Source organism: Thalassobacter stenotrophicus (genome assembly GCF_001458315.1).
In the GTDB taxonomy this organism is placed as follows: Bacteria; Pseudomonadota; Alphaproteobacteria; order Rhodobacterales; family Rhodobacteraceae; genus Thalassobacter; species Thalassobacter stenotrophicus.
Window position 1 is genome coordinate 370,780 of sequence record NZ_CYRX01000033.1, and the last position, 13,931, is coordinate 384,710.

Consider the following 13,931-nt stretch of genomic DNA (forward strand, 5'->3'; position numbering starts at 1 on the left):
GCGTGCGCAAGCGGCGAGCGCGCGGTGCAACGGGGGCTGTGCGGTGTCTTGCAAGGGACGCGTTGCAATGAGATCCGCTCTGGGCGATGTTCCACGCGATTTTCGACACTGTGAAAGGCTGCCAGATGATGGGACAGGCAAAGATCGGCATTATTGGCGGCTCGGGTGTTTATGACATCGATGGGCTGGAAAATGCGGCTTGGGTCACGGTCGAAACGCCGTGGGGTGCGCCGTCTGACGCGCTTTTGACCGGGCGGCTTGATGGGATTGAAATGGTGTTTTTGCCCCGTCACGGGCGGGGCCATGTCCATTCGCCCAGCACTGTGCCGTACCGTGCCAATATCGACGCGCTCAAGCGGCTAGGGGTCACGGATGTGATCGCCGTGTCGGCCTGTGGGTCCTTTCGCGAAGACATGGCACCGGGCGATTTTGTCATGGTGGATCAATTCATTGACCGAACGTTCGCGCGGGAAAAATCGTTCTTTGGGACCGGCTGTGTGGCGCATGTCTCCGTCGCGCACCCTGTTTGTGAACGTCTGCGCCAAGCGTGTCTCGCTGCGGGCCGCGCACAAGGCGTGACGTGCCATGATGGGGGTACGTACCTCGCGATGGAGGGGCCGCAGTTTTCCACCGTTGCCGAAAGCAAAATGTACCGCGACAGTTGGGGTGCGGATGTGATCGGGATGACGAACATGCCCGAGGCGAAACTCGCCCGTGAGGCAGAGCTGTGCTATGCCTCAGTCGCGATGATCACCGATTTTGACAGTTGGCACCCCGACCACGGAGCCGTGCAGATCAGCGATATCATCGCCACGCTGGGGGCCAATTCGGCCAACGCTCGCGGGCTTGTGGCGCGTCTGCCTGCGATGTTGCGGGCGCGGGATGTCTGTGCCCATGGCTGCGATCACGCACTGGAACACGCCATTATGACCGCCCCGGACAAGCGCGACCCTGCGGTTTTGGCGAAGCTTGATGCGGTTGCGGGACGCGTGCTGTGAGGCATTGGCTAGCCGCGATCCTCGTTTGTTTGACGTGTCCGGCGGCCGCGCAGGAATTCATTCAAACTGACGCCCTGCTCAGCGATGACGCGTTCTACCGGCTGGTGGCCTGCGCAGCTCCGCCCGGTGCGGATTGTAGCAAGCCGATGATCTACTGGCCGCAGGAAAAGCGCAGCGCCCTGCGGGTTGGTTTCGTGACCAAAACACCGGCCCTCGCGCCTTGGCAGGAGCGGATTTATACCCGCGCGCTGATCGAAGCCGTCGCGGAGATCAACAAAGTCGGCGGCGGTATTCAGTTGCGGGTGGCGGCCCCCTCCGATGACAGCGCGCCGGATATTGCGATGCACGTGCTGGATACCCGTCCGGGTGAGGTGATGGAGAACACTGGCGTGCCTGTTCTGGAGGGGCGCGTTTTGTCCTTGGGCCAAGTCATGGTCCGTGCCCGCAACAGTTGGATTGACCAAGCGGTGATTTCCATGTCAGTGGACACCCCGCGGCGGGCCATTGCGTCTGTGGTGCTAGAGGAAGTTGTGCAGGCGCTGGGCCTGATGACGGACATCCGCTCACCGGTGTATCGCCGCTCAGTTTTTTCTGAGGATAGCAACTCGGGTACGCGGTTGCGCGGTCAGGATGCTATGGCCATCCGCCGGCATTATCCTCCTACGTGAAAGGCACGTTTCATGGCCAACCATAAGCATGTGCGGGATTATATCCGCACGATCCCCGATTTCCCGCACGAGGGAATTTTGTTTCGCGATGTGACGTCGCTGTTTGCTGATCCGCGCGGGTTGCGGTTGGCAGTGGATCAATTGCTGGCCCCCTACGCGGGCGAGAGGATTGATGCTGTCGTCGGGCTAGAGGCGCGGGGCTTTATCCTTGGCGGCGCGGTGGCGCACCAGTTGGGTACGGGGTTCGTGCCCGTGCGTAAGGCGGGCAAACTGCCCGGCGCCGTACATGCCCAAGATTATGAGCTGGAATACGGCTCGGCCACAGTCGAAATCCACCAAGATGCGTTGGAGCCGGGTGCGCATGTCCTCGTCGTTGATGATCTGTTAGCTACGGGCGGCACTGCAAAGGCGGGTATCAGCCTCATCGAAAAGCTGGGTGCCCAAGTCATTGGCTGTGCTTTCGTGATCGACCTGCCGGAACTGGGCGGACGCAAACTGCTTGAGGGAATGGGCATGGATGTCCACACCATCTGCGATTTCGACGGGATTTAACGATCTGCAAAAACGCGCGCGTTTTCTCGTAATGGTAACGCTTCGTTAACCAATAATGCGCTAACGTTTACGGGTGGCAGTCACCCAACTGCCGCTGCTTGCCCCATCCTAGACACGCTCCGCTGTTCCCCCCGCGGAGCGTGTCGCTTTTTGAGGGGCAATATACGGATCATTAGGAGCTGTTAACGCTCTGGCAGAACCGCACCGGGGTTCATAATGCCCATCGGATCAAGGGCTGCCTTGATCGCGCGCATCGCCACCAGTTTGCCGGGATCTCCGTACCGCTCTAGGTCCGCGACCTTCGTGCGCCCAACCCCATGCTCCGCTGAGATTGATCCGCCCATTTCGTGGACAAGGTCATGTACGCAGGCCTTGATCGCGGGGCGTAGGTTGTCATGGTCTGATCTGGATTTGCCGTGCACCGGAAAGACGTTGTAGTGCAAGTTGCCATCGCCAAGGTGGCCAAAGCAATTGATCCGCCAATCCCCAAGTTCAGCCAGCCGGCCTGGCGCCTCGGCGATAAAGCCGGGGATGGCCGCGATGGGCACGGATATATCATGGCTTGAGACGGAGCCGATCCGGCGATTGGCTTCCGGGATTTGTTCGCGAATGGCCCAAAACTCGGCGCGTTGGGTTTCTGATTGCGAAATCACCCCGTCGCTGACCAGCCCTCCGTCAAACGCCTCGGCAAACAGGGCCTCCAGCGCGTCTTGGGCCACAAGCGTGCCAGAGGTGCCCACATCAATCAGGACCATCCATTCCGGCGGGGTCTCGAACGGGGCGCGCACATCTGGGCCAACCTCTGCAAGGAAATCAAGCCCCATACGGTGCATCAATTCAAAGGCAGAAATCGCCTCACCCAGATGCTTCCGCCCAAGCGAAAGCAGCTCAAGCGCGGCCTTTGGGCCGGGCACCGCCAAAAGTGCAGTGGCCTGCGATGATGGGCGCGACACCAGTTTGAGCGTGGCCGCCGTGATAATGCCCAGCGTCCCCTCGGAGCCGATCAGAAGGTGGCGCAGGTCATACCCTGTGTTGTTTTTGCGTAGCGCCGACAGCCCGTGGTGAATCGTGCCGTCGGGCAGAACCGCCTCAATCCCAAGCACCAGATCGCGCGTGTTGCCGTAGCGCAGGACGTTCACGCCGCCTGCATTGGTTGCAAGGTTGCCGCCGATGCGCGCGGACCCCTGTGAGGCCAGCGAAAGGGGAAAGAGCCGATCCGCATCAGCGGCAGCCTTTTGGATCGCCTCAAGGATGACACCGGCCTCAACCACCATGTTAAACCCATCGGGATCAATATGGCGGATGGCTGTCATCCGCTCCATCGACAGGATCACCGGCATCGGGCCGTCGGGGGCCATTTGTCCGCCCACCAGCCCTGTGCCGCCGCCATATGGCACCACGCCCACCCGCGCGTCATTACAGATGCGCAAAACCGTGGCGACCTCGTCCGTAGTGGCAGGGGCAATCAGCAGCCCCCCCGCAGAGGCGTAGCGCCCACGCGGCTCCTCCAGATAGGCGGGTGTTAGTTCGCGAAAGCAGGCGGGGGGCAGGGCTGCGCGCAACGCGGCCTCGGCGGTATCAAAGGGATGCAAGGTCATGTGTGGGGAACTACGCAGCTCGTTAGGGAAGGCCAGTGTGTTTAGTCGTTTGTTGGGGCGTTCAGCCACTGGGGCATCAACACGCGCACTGTGGGCTGTGAGGGTAGGTTCCGCAAGGAGACTTCCATGCTGTGCGCACCATCGCGTTCAATCACGAAGCCCTCTGCGGCCATGCCCTCCAGAAAACGGTCAAGCGATGAGAGTGAAAACCAATGCATCGGAATGACCAATGAGGACCGAAGGCGGGCCACAATCGCCGTCATTGTTTCGAGTGGCACAGTAAAGCCGCCGTCGATAGGGGCCATCACCACGTCCAAACGTCCGATCGCGGCGTACTGAGCGGCGTTGGGTTCATGGTGCAAGTGGCCAAGGTGCCCGATGCACAGGCCACCGACTTCAAACACAAAGACCGAATTACCGTTTTCAATTCGCCCATTGTCAAATCGGTTGCGGATATCGGTCGAGACTGAGCGGACCAAGACTTCACCCAGATCAAGGTGGTGGTCGGCGGACATGCCGCGCGTCTCCGACCAGCCACGCAGAACATGGGGGATTGCAGGGTCCGGAAAGTCGGTGAAGTGCGTTGTGTGCGCGCGGTTCATCGTGACGACGTCCGGGATCATGGGGGTAGCCCCAATAAAGCCGGAATAATCCGTGACCAGTCGCAGCCCGCCGTGAGTTTCGATCAGGAACATCGCATGGTCTATGAAATGAATACGGGTGGTGAATTCGTCGGGCAGGGGTGTGCCGTAGGCGGCCTTTTGGATGTATTCCAAGCCCGGTGCCGCGTCAGCGATGGCGATGCAATGACTGGGCCTGCGGTCTTGCGCGGCGGCGGTAAACGGCAGGGCAAGCAAAAGGCAGGTCGCGAACAATCTCAGCATCGGGGCACTCCTCTTTCCAGACGAAAAGATAGAGCGGTGCTGCCCACAGGCAATTGCAGGTCGTTAACCAGCGTCTGTGCGGCCCCGCCGGTCATGGCGCAGGTTGGCATAAAGCACATGGGTGCGCCAACGGTTCGCGATTTGTAGATAGCTCTGCGCAACGCCTTCGTACTTGAACCCACAATGTTCGAGCACCCCGCGCGACGGGGTGTTTTCGGGCAAACATGCGGCCTCAATCCGGCTCAGGTCGAGGGCATGGAACGCGTGATGCACAGTCGCCTTAATCGCCTCGGACATATAGCCTTGGCGGGCAAAGGGTGCACCGATCCAATAGCCCAAGGTGCCCGATTGCGCGGGCCCCCGGCGGATATTGTCCAGTGTGAGGGCGCCCATAAGCGCCCCGTCTTGGCGGCGTTCAAGGAATAGGGCCATGGCCGAACCGCTCGTCCACGCGCGCTGGGCCCAATAGATGCGGTTGGTGAACGCCTTGCGGGTCAGGTGATCAGCGGCCCAAGCCGGCTCCCACGGTTGTAGGAAGTCGGCCGACTGCGCGCGCAAACCCGTCCAGGCACGAAAGTCACTGTGCGCAGGCAGGCGGAGCGTCATGCGCTCAGTCTCGATCCTGACTTTCCGCGTGCGGCCCAGCATTAGGCGATCAGCCGCTCCACGAGGGCGTCGCGGTGTGGCATGTCACCGACGGGGCCATAGCTTGCGATCGCTGGTGTGGCCTTGGCGCAAAGGGCGGCGGCATGGGCGCGAACAGCGGCGGCATCCACAGCGTCGATTTTGGCCACGGATTCCTCAAGCGGCGGCACCCGGTCCCAGATCGCGACCACACGGGCCAAACGTTCCGCACGTGACGAGGGACTTTCGAGACCCATCAGCATGCCCGCCTTCATCTGTGCGCGTGCGCGATCAACTTCAACGGCCGAGATGTCGTCGCCTGCGCGCTTCAACTCATCAATGATAAGGTGGGTCAGGCCGGCCACATCCTCAGCGCCGGTGCCCGCATAGACCGTCATCATACCGCTGTCGTTAAATGCGCCGACTTGAGCAAAAATCGTGTAGCACAGGCCGCGTTTTTCGCGCGCCTCTTGGAACAAGCGGGATGACATCCCGCCGCCCAAGGCAGCCGCATAAATCTGCGCGGTGTAGATTTCATCGTCGCGGTAGCCGGGTTGTTCAAACGCGAGAGCCACATGGGCTTGTTCTAGCGTTTTGACTTGTTGGAACGCGCCGCCCTTGAACTGAGCGGGCTGTGCCAACCCTGCGGTGCCCGGCGTCAGGTGGCCAAAGGTCGCCTCGGCCAGCCGCACCAATGCGTCGTGATCAACCGCACCGGCGGCCGACAGGATCATCTGTTCGGGGCCGTAGTGTTCGTTCACAAAACCCGACAGGTCCGTGCGACCAAAGGCCTTTACCCGCTCGGACGGGCCAAGGATCGTGCGGCCAATCGGTTGCTCGGGGTAGGCGGCCTCTTGCAGCCAATCAAAGATAATGTCGTCGGGCGTATCCAGCGACTGCCCGATCTCTTGCAAGATCACGCCGCGCTCAACCTCAATCTCACGCTCGTCAAAGGTGGGGTTCAGCAGAATGTCCGAGATTAGGTCAACGGCCAGTGGCACATCATCCTTGAGCACGCGGGCATAATAGGCCGTTACCTCACGGGAGGTGTAGGCGTTGATGTAGCCGCCTACGTCCTCAATTTCCTCGGCGATTTGCAGCGCGCTGCGCCGTGCCGTGCCCTTGAACGCCATATGCTCTAGGAAGTGGGCGATGCCGTTCTGCTCCAACCGCTCATGGCGGCCCCCAGCGCTGACCCAGATACCAACGGCCGCAGATTGCAGCCCCGGCATGTATTCCGTTACAACGCGAAAGCCGTTGGAAAGGCGGTGAACTTGCGTGCTCATTGATGGGTTCCTACGCTGATCCGATCGCGGATCAGCTCTTCGAGGTCGGTGAGATCATTCTCGACGCGGGTCACGCGTTCAGGCCGGTCAAACAGATCGGCCATGCGGGGCGGTAGCGCGGGGTGGTGCCCGGTCGCGTCTTTGACGGCGGCGGGGAATTTCGCAGGGTGCGCGGTGGCCAGTGTGACCATCGGCGTGGCGCCTTGGTGGTCTTCGGCGACCTTCACACCAATGGCCGAGTGGGGGCAAAGCACCTCGCCCGTGCGGGCCAAGGCATCTGTGATCATCGCAGATGTATCTTCCTCTGACACACGGCCCGAGGCGTAGATATCGCGCAAAGTTTCAAGCGCACCTTGGGAGACATGGAACCCCCCCGCCTTTAGCTCCGCCATCAATTGCGAAACGGCCGCGCCATCGCGGTCATATGCGTCGAACAATGCGCGCTCAAAGTTGGAAGACACCTGAATGTCCATCGACGGGCTGATCGAGGGGATCACGCTGTCGGTCACATAACCGCCAGTCATAAGGCAGCGGTGCAGGATGTCGTTTTGGTTCGTCGCCACGACCAGTTTTTCGATGGGCAGGCCCATGCGCTTGGCGATGTAGCCCGCGAAGATGTCGCCAAAGTTGCCCGTGGGCACCGTAAAGCTGATGGGGCGGTGCGGCGCACCAAGCGATATCGCGGAGGAGAAATAGTATACGACCTGCGCCAGAACCCGGGCCCAGTTGATGGAATTCACGCCAGCCAACCGCACGCCATCGCGGAAGTCGAAGTCGTTGAACATATCCTTCAGGCGCGCTTGGCAATCATCGAAATCACCCGTTAGTGCGAGGGCGTGGACGTTATCCTCGGTCGGGGTGGTCATCTGACGGCGCTGCACCTCAGAGACACGGCCATGGGGATAGAGGATGAACACATCCACATTCGACAGGCCACGAAACGCCTCAATCGCGGCAGAGCCAGTGTCGCCTGAGGTCGCGCCGACGATAGTCACGCGCTTGCCACTGCGGCTCAGGGCTTCTTGGAACATCTGACCGATCAGCTGCATCGCAAAGTCTTTGAACGCCAGTGTTGGACCGTGGAACAGTTCCAGCAGGAAATGGTTCGGCGCCAGTTGCACAAGGGGCGCGCGGGCATCATGCCCAAAGCCCGCATAGGCCTTGGCGATCAGGTCCGCAAAGACTTCGTCCGTGAAGGTATCACCGACGAAGGGGCGCATGACCCGAAAGGCGATTTCTTCATACGACAAGCCCGCCATTGCCGCGATATCACCATGGCTGAGCGTTGGGATTGTCTCGGGGACGTACAGCCCGCCATCCCGGGCAAGGCCCGTCAGCATCGTGTCTTCAAAGCTCAGAGCGGGGGCGTTGCCGCGGGTTGAGATATATCGCATCACACAGGCCTGTTTTTCATGGTTTCCGCCTCATACGCCACATCCAAAGGAGTGTCATCCCCAACCACACAGCCGCGAGGCCGAACCACGTGATCGCGTAGCTCAGGTGGTCGTTGGGAATGGTGCCGCTGTCGACGGGATAGGGGGTGAGGGCACGCTGGGTCGGTGTGGTTTCGCGCGCAATAATCAGCGTAGGCTCCGCACCAAGATGGTTGGCCATTGTGGGGACATTGCGGGCAAACCAAATGGCGCGGTTCGTGTCGGTTTCCGGGGTCGAGGAATTGATCTCATTGGGCCAATGCAGGTTGCCGGTGACCGTGACGTTGCGGTCCGCGCGTGTTGCATCCTTTAGCTCAAGCGGGAGGAACCCCAGATCGACCATGATGCGGCGACCGTCCAGATCCAGTGCTTGGATCACGCGGTAGCCTGCGCCGAGGCCTTTGGCGGATGCCAATACGTGGATCTCAGGGCCGGTCAGTGTACCGGAAGCGGTGACGGCAAGGTACTTATCGGCTTCTTCGGAGGGGGCGGCGGGCAGAGGGGCGGGGGCATCAAAGATGCGCGCGTCAATCTCTGCGAGGATCGCGTTTTTCCACGCGAGGCGTTCAACCTGCCACATCCCAAGGGACAGCAGAACACCACAGCCGATCAGGCCAAGAAGGACAGGAAAGATAAAGCGCATGGATGTCACCCTTTCAACGAAAAGCAGCGCGAGGTTCCCCCCGCGCTGCAAAAGCTGCGTGTTGTTGCGGCGAACCTAGAGGCCCCAGATATAGACCGCAAAGAACAGGAACAACCAGACAACGTCCACAAAGTGCCAATACCATGCAGCGGCTTCAAAACCGATGTGACGCTCGGCGGTGAAGTGGCCTGCACGGACGCGCAGGTAGCAGATGAACAGGAAGATCGTCCCGATGATCACGTGCACGCCGTGGAACCCTGTCGCCATAAAGAAGTTGGCGAAGAATTTGTCGCCGCTGAATGACCAGTCTTGGTCGACCAACAGGTAGTGGTATTCGTAGGCTTGGAAGAACGTGAACACGATGCCGAGGATAACGGCGGCCAGCAGGCCATGCTCTACGTCGCGGCGTGGGCCGCCGTGGACCAGCGCGTGGTGCGACCATGTTACCGCAGCACCCGACAACAGCAGGATCAGCGTGTTGATCAGCGGCAGGTGCAGGGGATCAACTTGGTAGAACACTGGGGGCACATAGGTGGAGCCCACATATTCGTTCATCGGATAGATCGTGTGCTTGAAAAAGCTCCAGAACCATGCGGCGAAGAACATAACTTCGGACATGATAAAGAAGATAAAGCCATAGCGCAGGCCGATTTGAACCACGGGTGTGTGATCGCCTGCGTGGCTTTCGCGGATAACGTCAGCCCACCATGCGTACATTGTGAACAGAACCGCTACAAAGCCCATGCCGAACAGGTAGGGGCCAGAGCCGTGCATCCAAAGCACCGCGCCGAATAGCATAACAAAGCCGCCCACAGAGCCCACGAAGGGCCACACCGAGGGTGGCAGGATGTGATAGTCGTGATTTTTGGCACCAGCCATGGGTGTCCCTCCGGTCTTCTTTTAGTTTGTCTGTGTCTGCGGTGTGAACGTCGTCACACCGGCGAATTCTTCGGGCATGTCCGTCACGTGGAACGTGTAGGACAGGGTAATTTCGGAAATGCCTTTGGCTTCTAGGTCGTCCACCATGTCGGGGTCCACATAGAATGTCACGGGCATTGTGATCCGCTCACCGGGCATCAAGACCTGCTCTTGAAAGCAGAAGCACTCGATCTTGGCGAAATACAGACCAGCCGCGAATGGGGCCACGTTGTAGCTGGCGGTGCCGGCCACAGGCTTATTCGTCGGGTTGTAGGCCTCATAAAAGGCGAGGCCGGTTTCACCGATGCGAATTTCCATCTCACGCTGGACGGGTTTGAACTCCCACGGCATATCGCTTGCCTTGGAGGCGTCAAAGCGGACGTTAATCGTCCGATCCAGAACTTCGATGTTGGAGCCGTCCGAGATAGCGGTCGTGCCGCCATAGCCGGTCACGCGGCAAAACAGATCGTACAGAGGCACCGAGGCCCAGCCGAGCGAACCCATGCCGATAACCACCGCAGTCGTTTGTGCAACGACACGGCCATTGTCTGACAACCCTCTGAACCAGCTCAGGATCATTGCGTATCCTCTACCGTGATTGCGGGGCGCGATACATGGTCGAACGCTTCGGCGAATTCACCGTTCGTGACCTTAACAACGGTTAGGCCAAAGACGATGCCCACAAGCCCGATCAGAACAGCCAAAAGGCCGAAGTTCCGGCCGGAGCGGCGTTCGTGCAGTTCGTGATCTTTGTGAAATGCCATTGTCTTACCAGCCTCCCAAACCGGCGAGCTTTAGCGCGGCCTCTGCCAAGAGGACCCCAAAGTTCGCAAATAGGTACAGGATCGAGAATTTGAAGACTTTCTTCTCAACGGCGTATTCGTCGCCCTCAGAAGTGGCTTCGTCGCGGCGCCAGATGTCCCACGCGCCCTTGAGGAAGATCGCGTTGAGAACCGTAAACACCACCAGTGTCATCGGACCACCAACCGAGGACAGTGCTGTCCAGATGGCGACCGGGGCCAGTGCCACAGTGTACCACCAGATGTGGCGGCGCGTTTCTTTGCGGCCATGGGTCACGGTCAGCATCGGCACTTTGGCTTGGTGGTAGTCGGACTTCATGAACAGTGCCAGCGCCCAGAAATGGGGCGGCGTCCACATAAAGATCAGGCCAAACATCAAAGCCGCTTCGATAGAGATAGAGCCTGTCGCGACAACCCAACCGATCATCGGAGGGAACGCTCCAGCAGCGCCCCCGATCACGATGTTCTGTGGTGTCGAGCGTTTGAGCCACATGGTGTAGACCACGGCGTAGAAAAAGATCGTAAAGGCCAGCAGGCCTGCAGCCATCCAGTTTGCCGTCAGGCCCAGCATCACAACGGATAGGACCGACAGAAACAGGCCAATGGCCAGAGCTTCGCGTGCCGTCACTTTGCCAGCTGGCACAGGACGCTTCGCGGTGCGTTTCATGACGCGGTCGATATCCGCGTCGTACCACATATTCAACGCACCGGACGCGCCGGCGCCTACAGCGATGAACAAAACAGCGGCAAAGGATTCGAACGGATGCAGCGCCGTTGGTGCGACCAGCACACCAACCAAGGCGGTGAACACCACCAGTGACATCACGCGGGGCTTGAGCAGGGCGAAATAATCGCCGAACGAGGCCTCGGGGCTTTCTACTTGGGTAGTGTAGCTTGCGTCACTCATGCCGGCGGGCTCCCATCCGGGGTTAAATGGCGCGGCAGCTTTTGCCGCCGCGCTTAGAGCAGTTTACCAGGCGTAGGTATCGCCTTCTTTAACCATCGCGAGCCATTCTGCGTAAGCGTCCTCAGAGACGACTTTGACAGTGATGGGCATGTAGGCGTGGTCTTTGCCACAGAGTTCGGAACACTGGCCGAAGTAGATACCTTCGCGCTCGGCGGAGAACCAAAGCTGTGCAAGGCGACCCGGCACACCATCCTGTTTCACACCGAAGGCAGGGATGGTCCATGAGTGGATCACGTCACCAGCGGTCACTTGCATGACGACGGTTTTGTTCACAGGCACCACAACCGCGGTGTCCGTGGCCAAAAGCCATTCATCGCGCGAGTAGCCATACTCTTCCAGCATGCCTTCCATCGCGGGCGACAGAACGAAGGGCTGTGCGCCAGCTTCTTCGGCAGCATCAGTCATGGTGGCGGGGTGGCCAACCATGTAGCTGTCGAAGGACACGTCTTCGTCCACGTACTCGTAGTTCCAGTACCACTGTAGGCCTGTCACTTTGATGTAGATGTCACCTTCGGGGATGGTCTGCTGTTTGAACAGCACTGGCAGCGAGAAACCACCGATAAGAACCAGAATACCAACCGGAATGATTGTCCAAGCGACTTCCAGTGTGGAGTGGTGGGTGAAGGTCGCGGGCTTGTCGTTCCGCTTTTCGTTGTAGCGCACGATGACCCAGATCAGCAGCGCCGTCACAAACAGCGAGATCACAGTGATGATCACCAGCAGGAACATGTTCAGCCACTGCAAGTCACGGGCGAGTTCCGTGGAAGCAGGTTGCATCCCCATAGCGCCTGGCGTCGGCGAACCGATGATAGGCAGATCCTGTGCGTGGGCTTGGAGCGCGACAAGGCTCGCGCCGGCGGCGGCCGTGAGGCCGGCCATTTTATTGGCTAAAGTCATTCAAATCGTCCTGTTGTCCGGGTTCCCGCTGTCTTGAACGGTCGTTGCAGGAATCCCCGTTGCGTCCTGCGGTGTGTGAACCATATCTTAGAGGGCAAATGCAAGCCGCCCGGCGCCAATCCAACCATTGATTGAATCTCGGGGTGTAGCGAAATCAAGGAGTTAGCCGTGGCAGCCGTAAAAAGTGAGACATTTCGTCCCTTCGAGTCCAAAGTTGATTTGGATCAAAGCCTTTCCCTGCTGCGTGAAACGCTTGTGGGCGCCGATGACGGAGAGCTGTTTTTCGAGCGTCGTCGGTCAGAGGTTTTGGTGTTTGATGACGGTCGGGTAAAGAATGCCAGCTATGACGCGTCCGAGGGCTTTGGCCTGCGGGCGGTGCGCGGTGAGACTGCGGGCTACGCCCATTCGACAGAGATTTCCGAGCAGGCCTTGCGCCGCGCCGCTGAGACCGCGCGTCTGGCCGTGGGTGCGGGCGGCGGGACCCTTGCAGACGCGCCGCAAGCGACCAACCAGCGGCTCTATACAGATGAGGACCCGATGGCAGGGGCTGCGTTCAACGTAAAAGTCGACACCCTGCGGGAGATCGATGATTTTGCACGGGGGCTGGATGCGCGCGTGGTTCAGGTTGCAGCCTCCATGGCGGCTTCAATTCAAGAGGTTGAGATTTTACGCCCCGAGGGCACGCATGTCCGTGATGTACGTCCCATGGTGCGCCTGAACATCAGCATCATCGTAGAGCATGAAGGCCGCCGCGAAACCGGATCGGCCGGTGGCGGTGGTCGTGTGGGGTTAACGGGCCTGATCGGGCGGGACCATTGGGAAGGCGTTGCCCGCGAAGCGCTGCGCGTAGCTGTGGTAAACCTGAGCGCAGAACCCGCCCCAGCCGGGGTGATGGACGTGGTGTTGGGGGCGGGCTGGCCCGGCATTTTGCTGCATGAGGCCGTGGGTCATGGGCTTGAAGGCGACTTCAACCGCAAGGGCACATCGGCGTTTGCGGGTCTGATGGGCGAACGTGTTGCGGCCCCCGGTGTCACCGTGTTGGATGACGGCACCATCCCGGACCGCCGCGGTTCTATCACCGTGGATGATGAAGGCACGCCAAGCGCCAAGAACACCTTGATAGAAGATGGCATCCTTGTGGGTTACATGCAGGACCGTCAAAACGCCCGCCTGATGGGGGTTGAGGCCACGGGTAACGGGCGACGCGAAAGCTATGCGCACACCCCGATGCCGCGCATGACCAACACCTATATGCTCGGCGGAGACGCCGCCCCCGCAGACATCGTTGCGGACCTAAAGGACGGGATCTACGCGGTGGGATTTGGCGGCGGACAGGTGGACATCACCAACGGCAAGTTCGTGTTTTCCTGCACCGAAGCCTATCGGGTCAAAGATGGAAAGGTCGGCGCGCCGGTAAAAGGAGCCACGTTGATCGGCGACGGCGCGACGGCGTTGAAGCACATTCAAGCCATCGGGAACGACATGGCGCTTGATCCCGGCATGGGAAATTGCGGCAAGGCGGGCCAATGGGTGCCCGTGGGCGTCGGGCAACCGACGCTCAAGATTGGTGGGCTGACGGTGGGCGGGTCGCAGACGTAAGCCCCCGTTCCGCTGCCTGCCTCGGCGCCGTTGCTTATGGTGGCAGTCGTCGGATTGATCGCAT

General features: G+C 60.1%; 15 protein-coding genes. 4 read left to right on the forward strand and 11 right to left on the reverse strand.

The features are described from left to right. Positions 1 to 86 precede the first annotated feature (86 nt). From THS5294_RS16300 to THS5294_RS16310, 3 genes are read left to right on the forward strand one after another with little or no spacing between them, the layout of a single operon-like run. Positions 87 to 998, forward strand: coding sequence for an S-methyl-5'-thioadenosine phosphorylase (locus THS5294_RS16300; protein ID WP_370736588.1), 912 nt, complete (start codon positions 87 to 89; stop codon positions 996 to 998). Then, the gene (locus tag THS5294_RS16305) at positions 995 to 1,666 is read left to right on the forward strand and encodes a DUF2927 domain-containing protein (RefSeq protein WP_038004590.1); all 672 of its coding nucleotides are present in this window, start codon (positions 995 to 997) and stop codon (positions 1,664 to 1,666) included. Before THS5294_RS16300 ends, THS5294_RS16305 begins: the two co-directional genes overlap by 4 nt. Before the next feature lie 12 nt (positions 1,667 to 1,678). Then, on the forward strand, positions 1,679 to 2,218 hold the full coding sequence (locus THS5294_RS16310) for an adenine phosphoribosyltransferase (protein WP_058124567.1): 540 nt from the start codon (positions 1,679 to 1,681) through the stop codon (positions 2,216 to 2,218). Between the two features lie 182 nt (positions 2,219 to 2,400). Here the strand turns inward: THS5294_RS16310 and THS5294_RS16315 are convergent, their stop codons facing one another. From THS5294_RS16315 to coxB, 11 genes are all read right to left on the reverse strand, one after another. Then, positions 2,401 to 3,816 (reverse strand): FAD-binding oxidoreductase, encoded by a 1,416-nt coding sequence (locus THS5294_RS16315; RefSeq protein ID WP_058124568.1) that lies wholly within the window; start codon positions 3,814 to 3,816, stop codon positions 2,401 to 2,403. 41 nt (positions 3,817 to 3,857) lie between these two features. Continuing rightward, positions 3,858 to 4,700, reverse strand: a complete 843-nt coding sequence (locus tag THS5294_RS16320; protein WP_058124569.1) for an MBL fold metallo-hydrolase — start codon at positions 4,698 to 4,700, stop codon at positions 3,858 to 3,860. 63 nt (positions 4,701 to 4,763) lie between these two features. After that, the gene (locus THS5294_RS16325; protein ID WP_038004598.1) at positions 4,764 to 5,348 is read right to left on the reverse strand and encodes a GNAT family N-acetyltransferase; all 585 of its coding nucleotides are present in this window, start codon (positions 5,346 to 5,348) and stop codon (positions 4,764 to 4,766) included. Beyond that, positions 5,348 to 6,610 (reverse strand): M16 family metallopeptidase, encoded by a 1,263-nt coding sequence (locus tag THS5294_RS16330; protein ID WP_058124570.1) that lies wholly within the window; start codon positions 6,608 to 6,610, stop codon positions 5,348 to 5,350. Before THS5294_RS16330 ends, THS5294_RS16325 begins: the two co-directional genes overlap by 1 nt. Beyond that, a complete protein-coding gene (gene thrC, locus THS5294_RS16335) occupies positions 6,607 to 8,004 on the reverse strand; it encodes a threonine synthase (protein WP_058124571.1) in 1,398 nt (465 codons plus the stop codon). The genes THS5294_RS16330 and thrC overlap by 4 nt, the downstream gene beginning before the upstream one ends. A gap of 16 nt (positions 8,005 to 8,020) precedes the next feature. Then, the gene (locus THS5294_RS16340; RefSeq protein WP_058124572.1) at positions 8,021 to 8,686 is read right to left on the reverse strand and encodes an SURF1 family protein; all 666 of its coding nucleotides are present in this window, start codon (positions 8,684 to 8,686) and stop codon (positions 8,021 to 8,023) included. A 75-nt stretch (positions 8,687 to 8,761) separates the two neighbouring features. Further along, positions 8,762 to 9,565, reverse strand: coding sequence for a cytochrome c oxidase subunit 3 (locus THS5294_RS16345; protein WP_038004606.1), 804 nt, complete (start codon positions 9,563 to 9,565; stop codon positions 8,762 to 8,764). Positions 9,566 to 9,586: 21 nt separating this feature from the next. Next, positions 9,587 to 10,183 carry a cytochrome c oxidase assembly protein gene (locus tag THS5294_RS16350; protein ID WP_072936591.1) on the reverse strand — a complete coding sequence of 199 codons (597 nt, stop codon included), beginning with the start codon at positions 10,181 to 10,183 and terminating at the stop codon, positions 9,587 to 9,589. Further along, positions 10,180 to 10,368, reverse strand: coding sequence for a cytochrome c oxidase system small membrane protein (locus tag THS5294_RS16355; protein ID WP_038004607.1), 189 nt, complete (start codon positions 10,366 to 10,368; stop codon positions 10,180 to 10,182). Before THS5294_RS16355 ends, THS5294_RS16350 begins: the two co-directional genes overlap by 4 nt. A 4-nt stretch (positions 10,369 to 10,372) precedes the next feature. After that, positions 10,373 to 11,311, reverse strand: a complete 939-nt coding sequence (gene cyoE, locus THS5294_RS16360) for a heme o synthase (RefSeq protein ID WP_058124573.1) — start codon at positions 11,309 to 11,311, stop codon at positions 10,373 to 10,375. A 63-nt stretch (positions 11,312 to 11,374) separates the two neighbouring features. Then, entirely contained in the window at positions 11,375 to 12,268 is an 894-nt protein-coding gene (gene coxB / locus THS5294_RS16365) for a cytochrome c oxidase subunit II (RefSeq protein WP_058124574.1), read from the reverse strand. A gap of 168 nt (positions 12,269 to 12,436) precedes the next feature. On the opposite strand from coxB, the gene tldD reads away from it, so the two are divergent. Further along, positions 12,437 to 13,867 (forward strand): metalloprotease TldD, encoded by a 1,431-nt coding sequence (gene tldD / locus THS5294_RS16370; RefSeq protein ID WP_058124575.1) that lies wholly within the window; start codon positions 12,437 to 12,439, stop codon positions 13,865 to 13,867. Positions 13,868 to 13,931 lie beyond the last annotated feature (64 nt).

What these genes read in the sequence shown, in the direction of transcription:
- THS5294_RS16300 (WP_370736588.1), top strand. Translation starts at nt 87, where the DNA reads ATGTTCCACGCGATTTTCGACACTGTGAAAGGCTGCCAGATGATGGGA.
- THS5294_RS16310 (WP_058124567.1), top strand. Translation starts at nt 1,679, where the DNA reads ATGGCCAACCATAAGCATGTGCGGGATTATATCCGCACGATCCCCGAT.
- THS5294_RS16315 (WP_058124568.1), bottom strand. Translation starts at nt 3,816, where the DNA reads ATGACCTTGCATCCCTTTGATACCGCCGAGGCCGCGTTGCGCGCAGCC.
- THS5294_RS16320 (WP_058124569.1), bottom strand. Translation starts at nt 4,700, where the DNA reads ATGCTGAGATTGTTCGCGACCTGCCTTTTGCTTGCCCTGCCGTTTACC.
- THS5294_RS16325 (WP_038004598.1), bottom strand. Translation starts at nt 5,348, where the DNA reads ATGCTGGGCCGCACGCGGAAAGTCAGGATCGAGACTGAGCGCATGACG.
- THS5294_RS16330 (WP_058124570.1), bottom strand. Translation starts at nt 6,610, where the DNA reads ATGAGCACGCAAGTTCACCGCCTTTCCAACGGCTTTCGCGTTGTAACG.
- thrC (WP_058124571.1), bottom strand. Translation starts at nt 8,004, where the DNA reads ATGCGATATATCTCAACCCGCGGCAACGCCCCCGCTCTGAGCTTTGAA.
- THS5294_RS16340 (WP_058124572.1), bottom strand. Translation starts at nt 8,686, where the DNA reads ATGCGCTTTATCTTTCCTGTCCTTCTTGGCCTGATCGGCTGTGGTGTT.
- THS5294_RS16345 (WP_038004606.1), bottom strand. Translation starts at nt 9,565, where the DNA reads ATGGCTGGTGCCAAAAATCACGACTATCACATCCTGCCACCCTCGGTG.
- THS5294_RS16350 (WP_072936591.1), bottom strand. Translation starts at nt 10,183, where the DNA reads ATGATCCTGAGCTGGTTCAGAGGGTTGTCAGACAATGGCCGTGTCGTT.
- THS5294_RS16355 (WP_038004607.1), bottom strand. Translation starts at nt 10,368, where the DNA reads ATGGCATTTCACAAAGATCACGAACTGCACGAACGCCGCTCCGGCCGG.
- cyoE (WP_058124573.1), bottom strand. Translation starts at nt 11,311, where the DNA reads ATGAGTGACGCAAGCTACACTACCCAAGTAGAAAGCCCCGAGGCCTCG.
- coxB (WP_058124574.1), bottom strand. Translation starts at nt 12,268, where the DNA reads ATGACTTTAGCCAATAAAATGGCCGGCCTCACGGCCGCCGCCGGCGCG.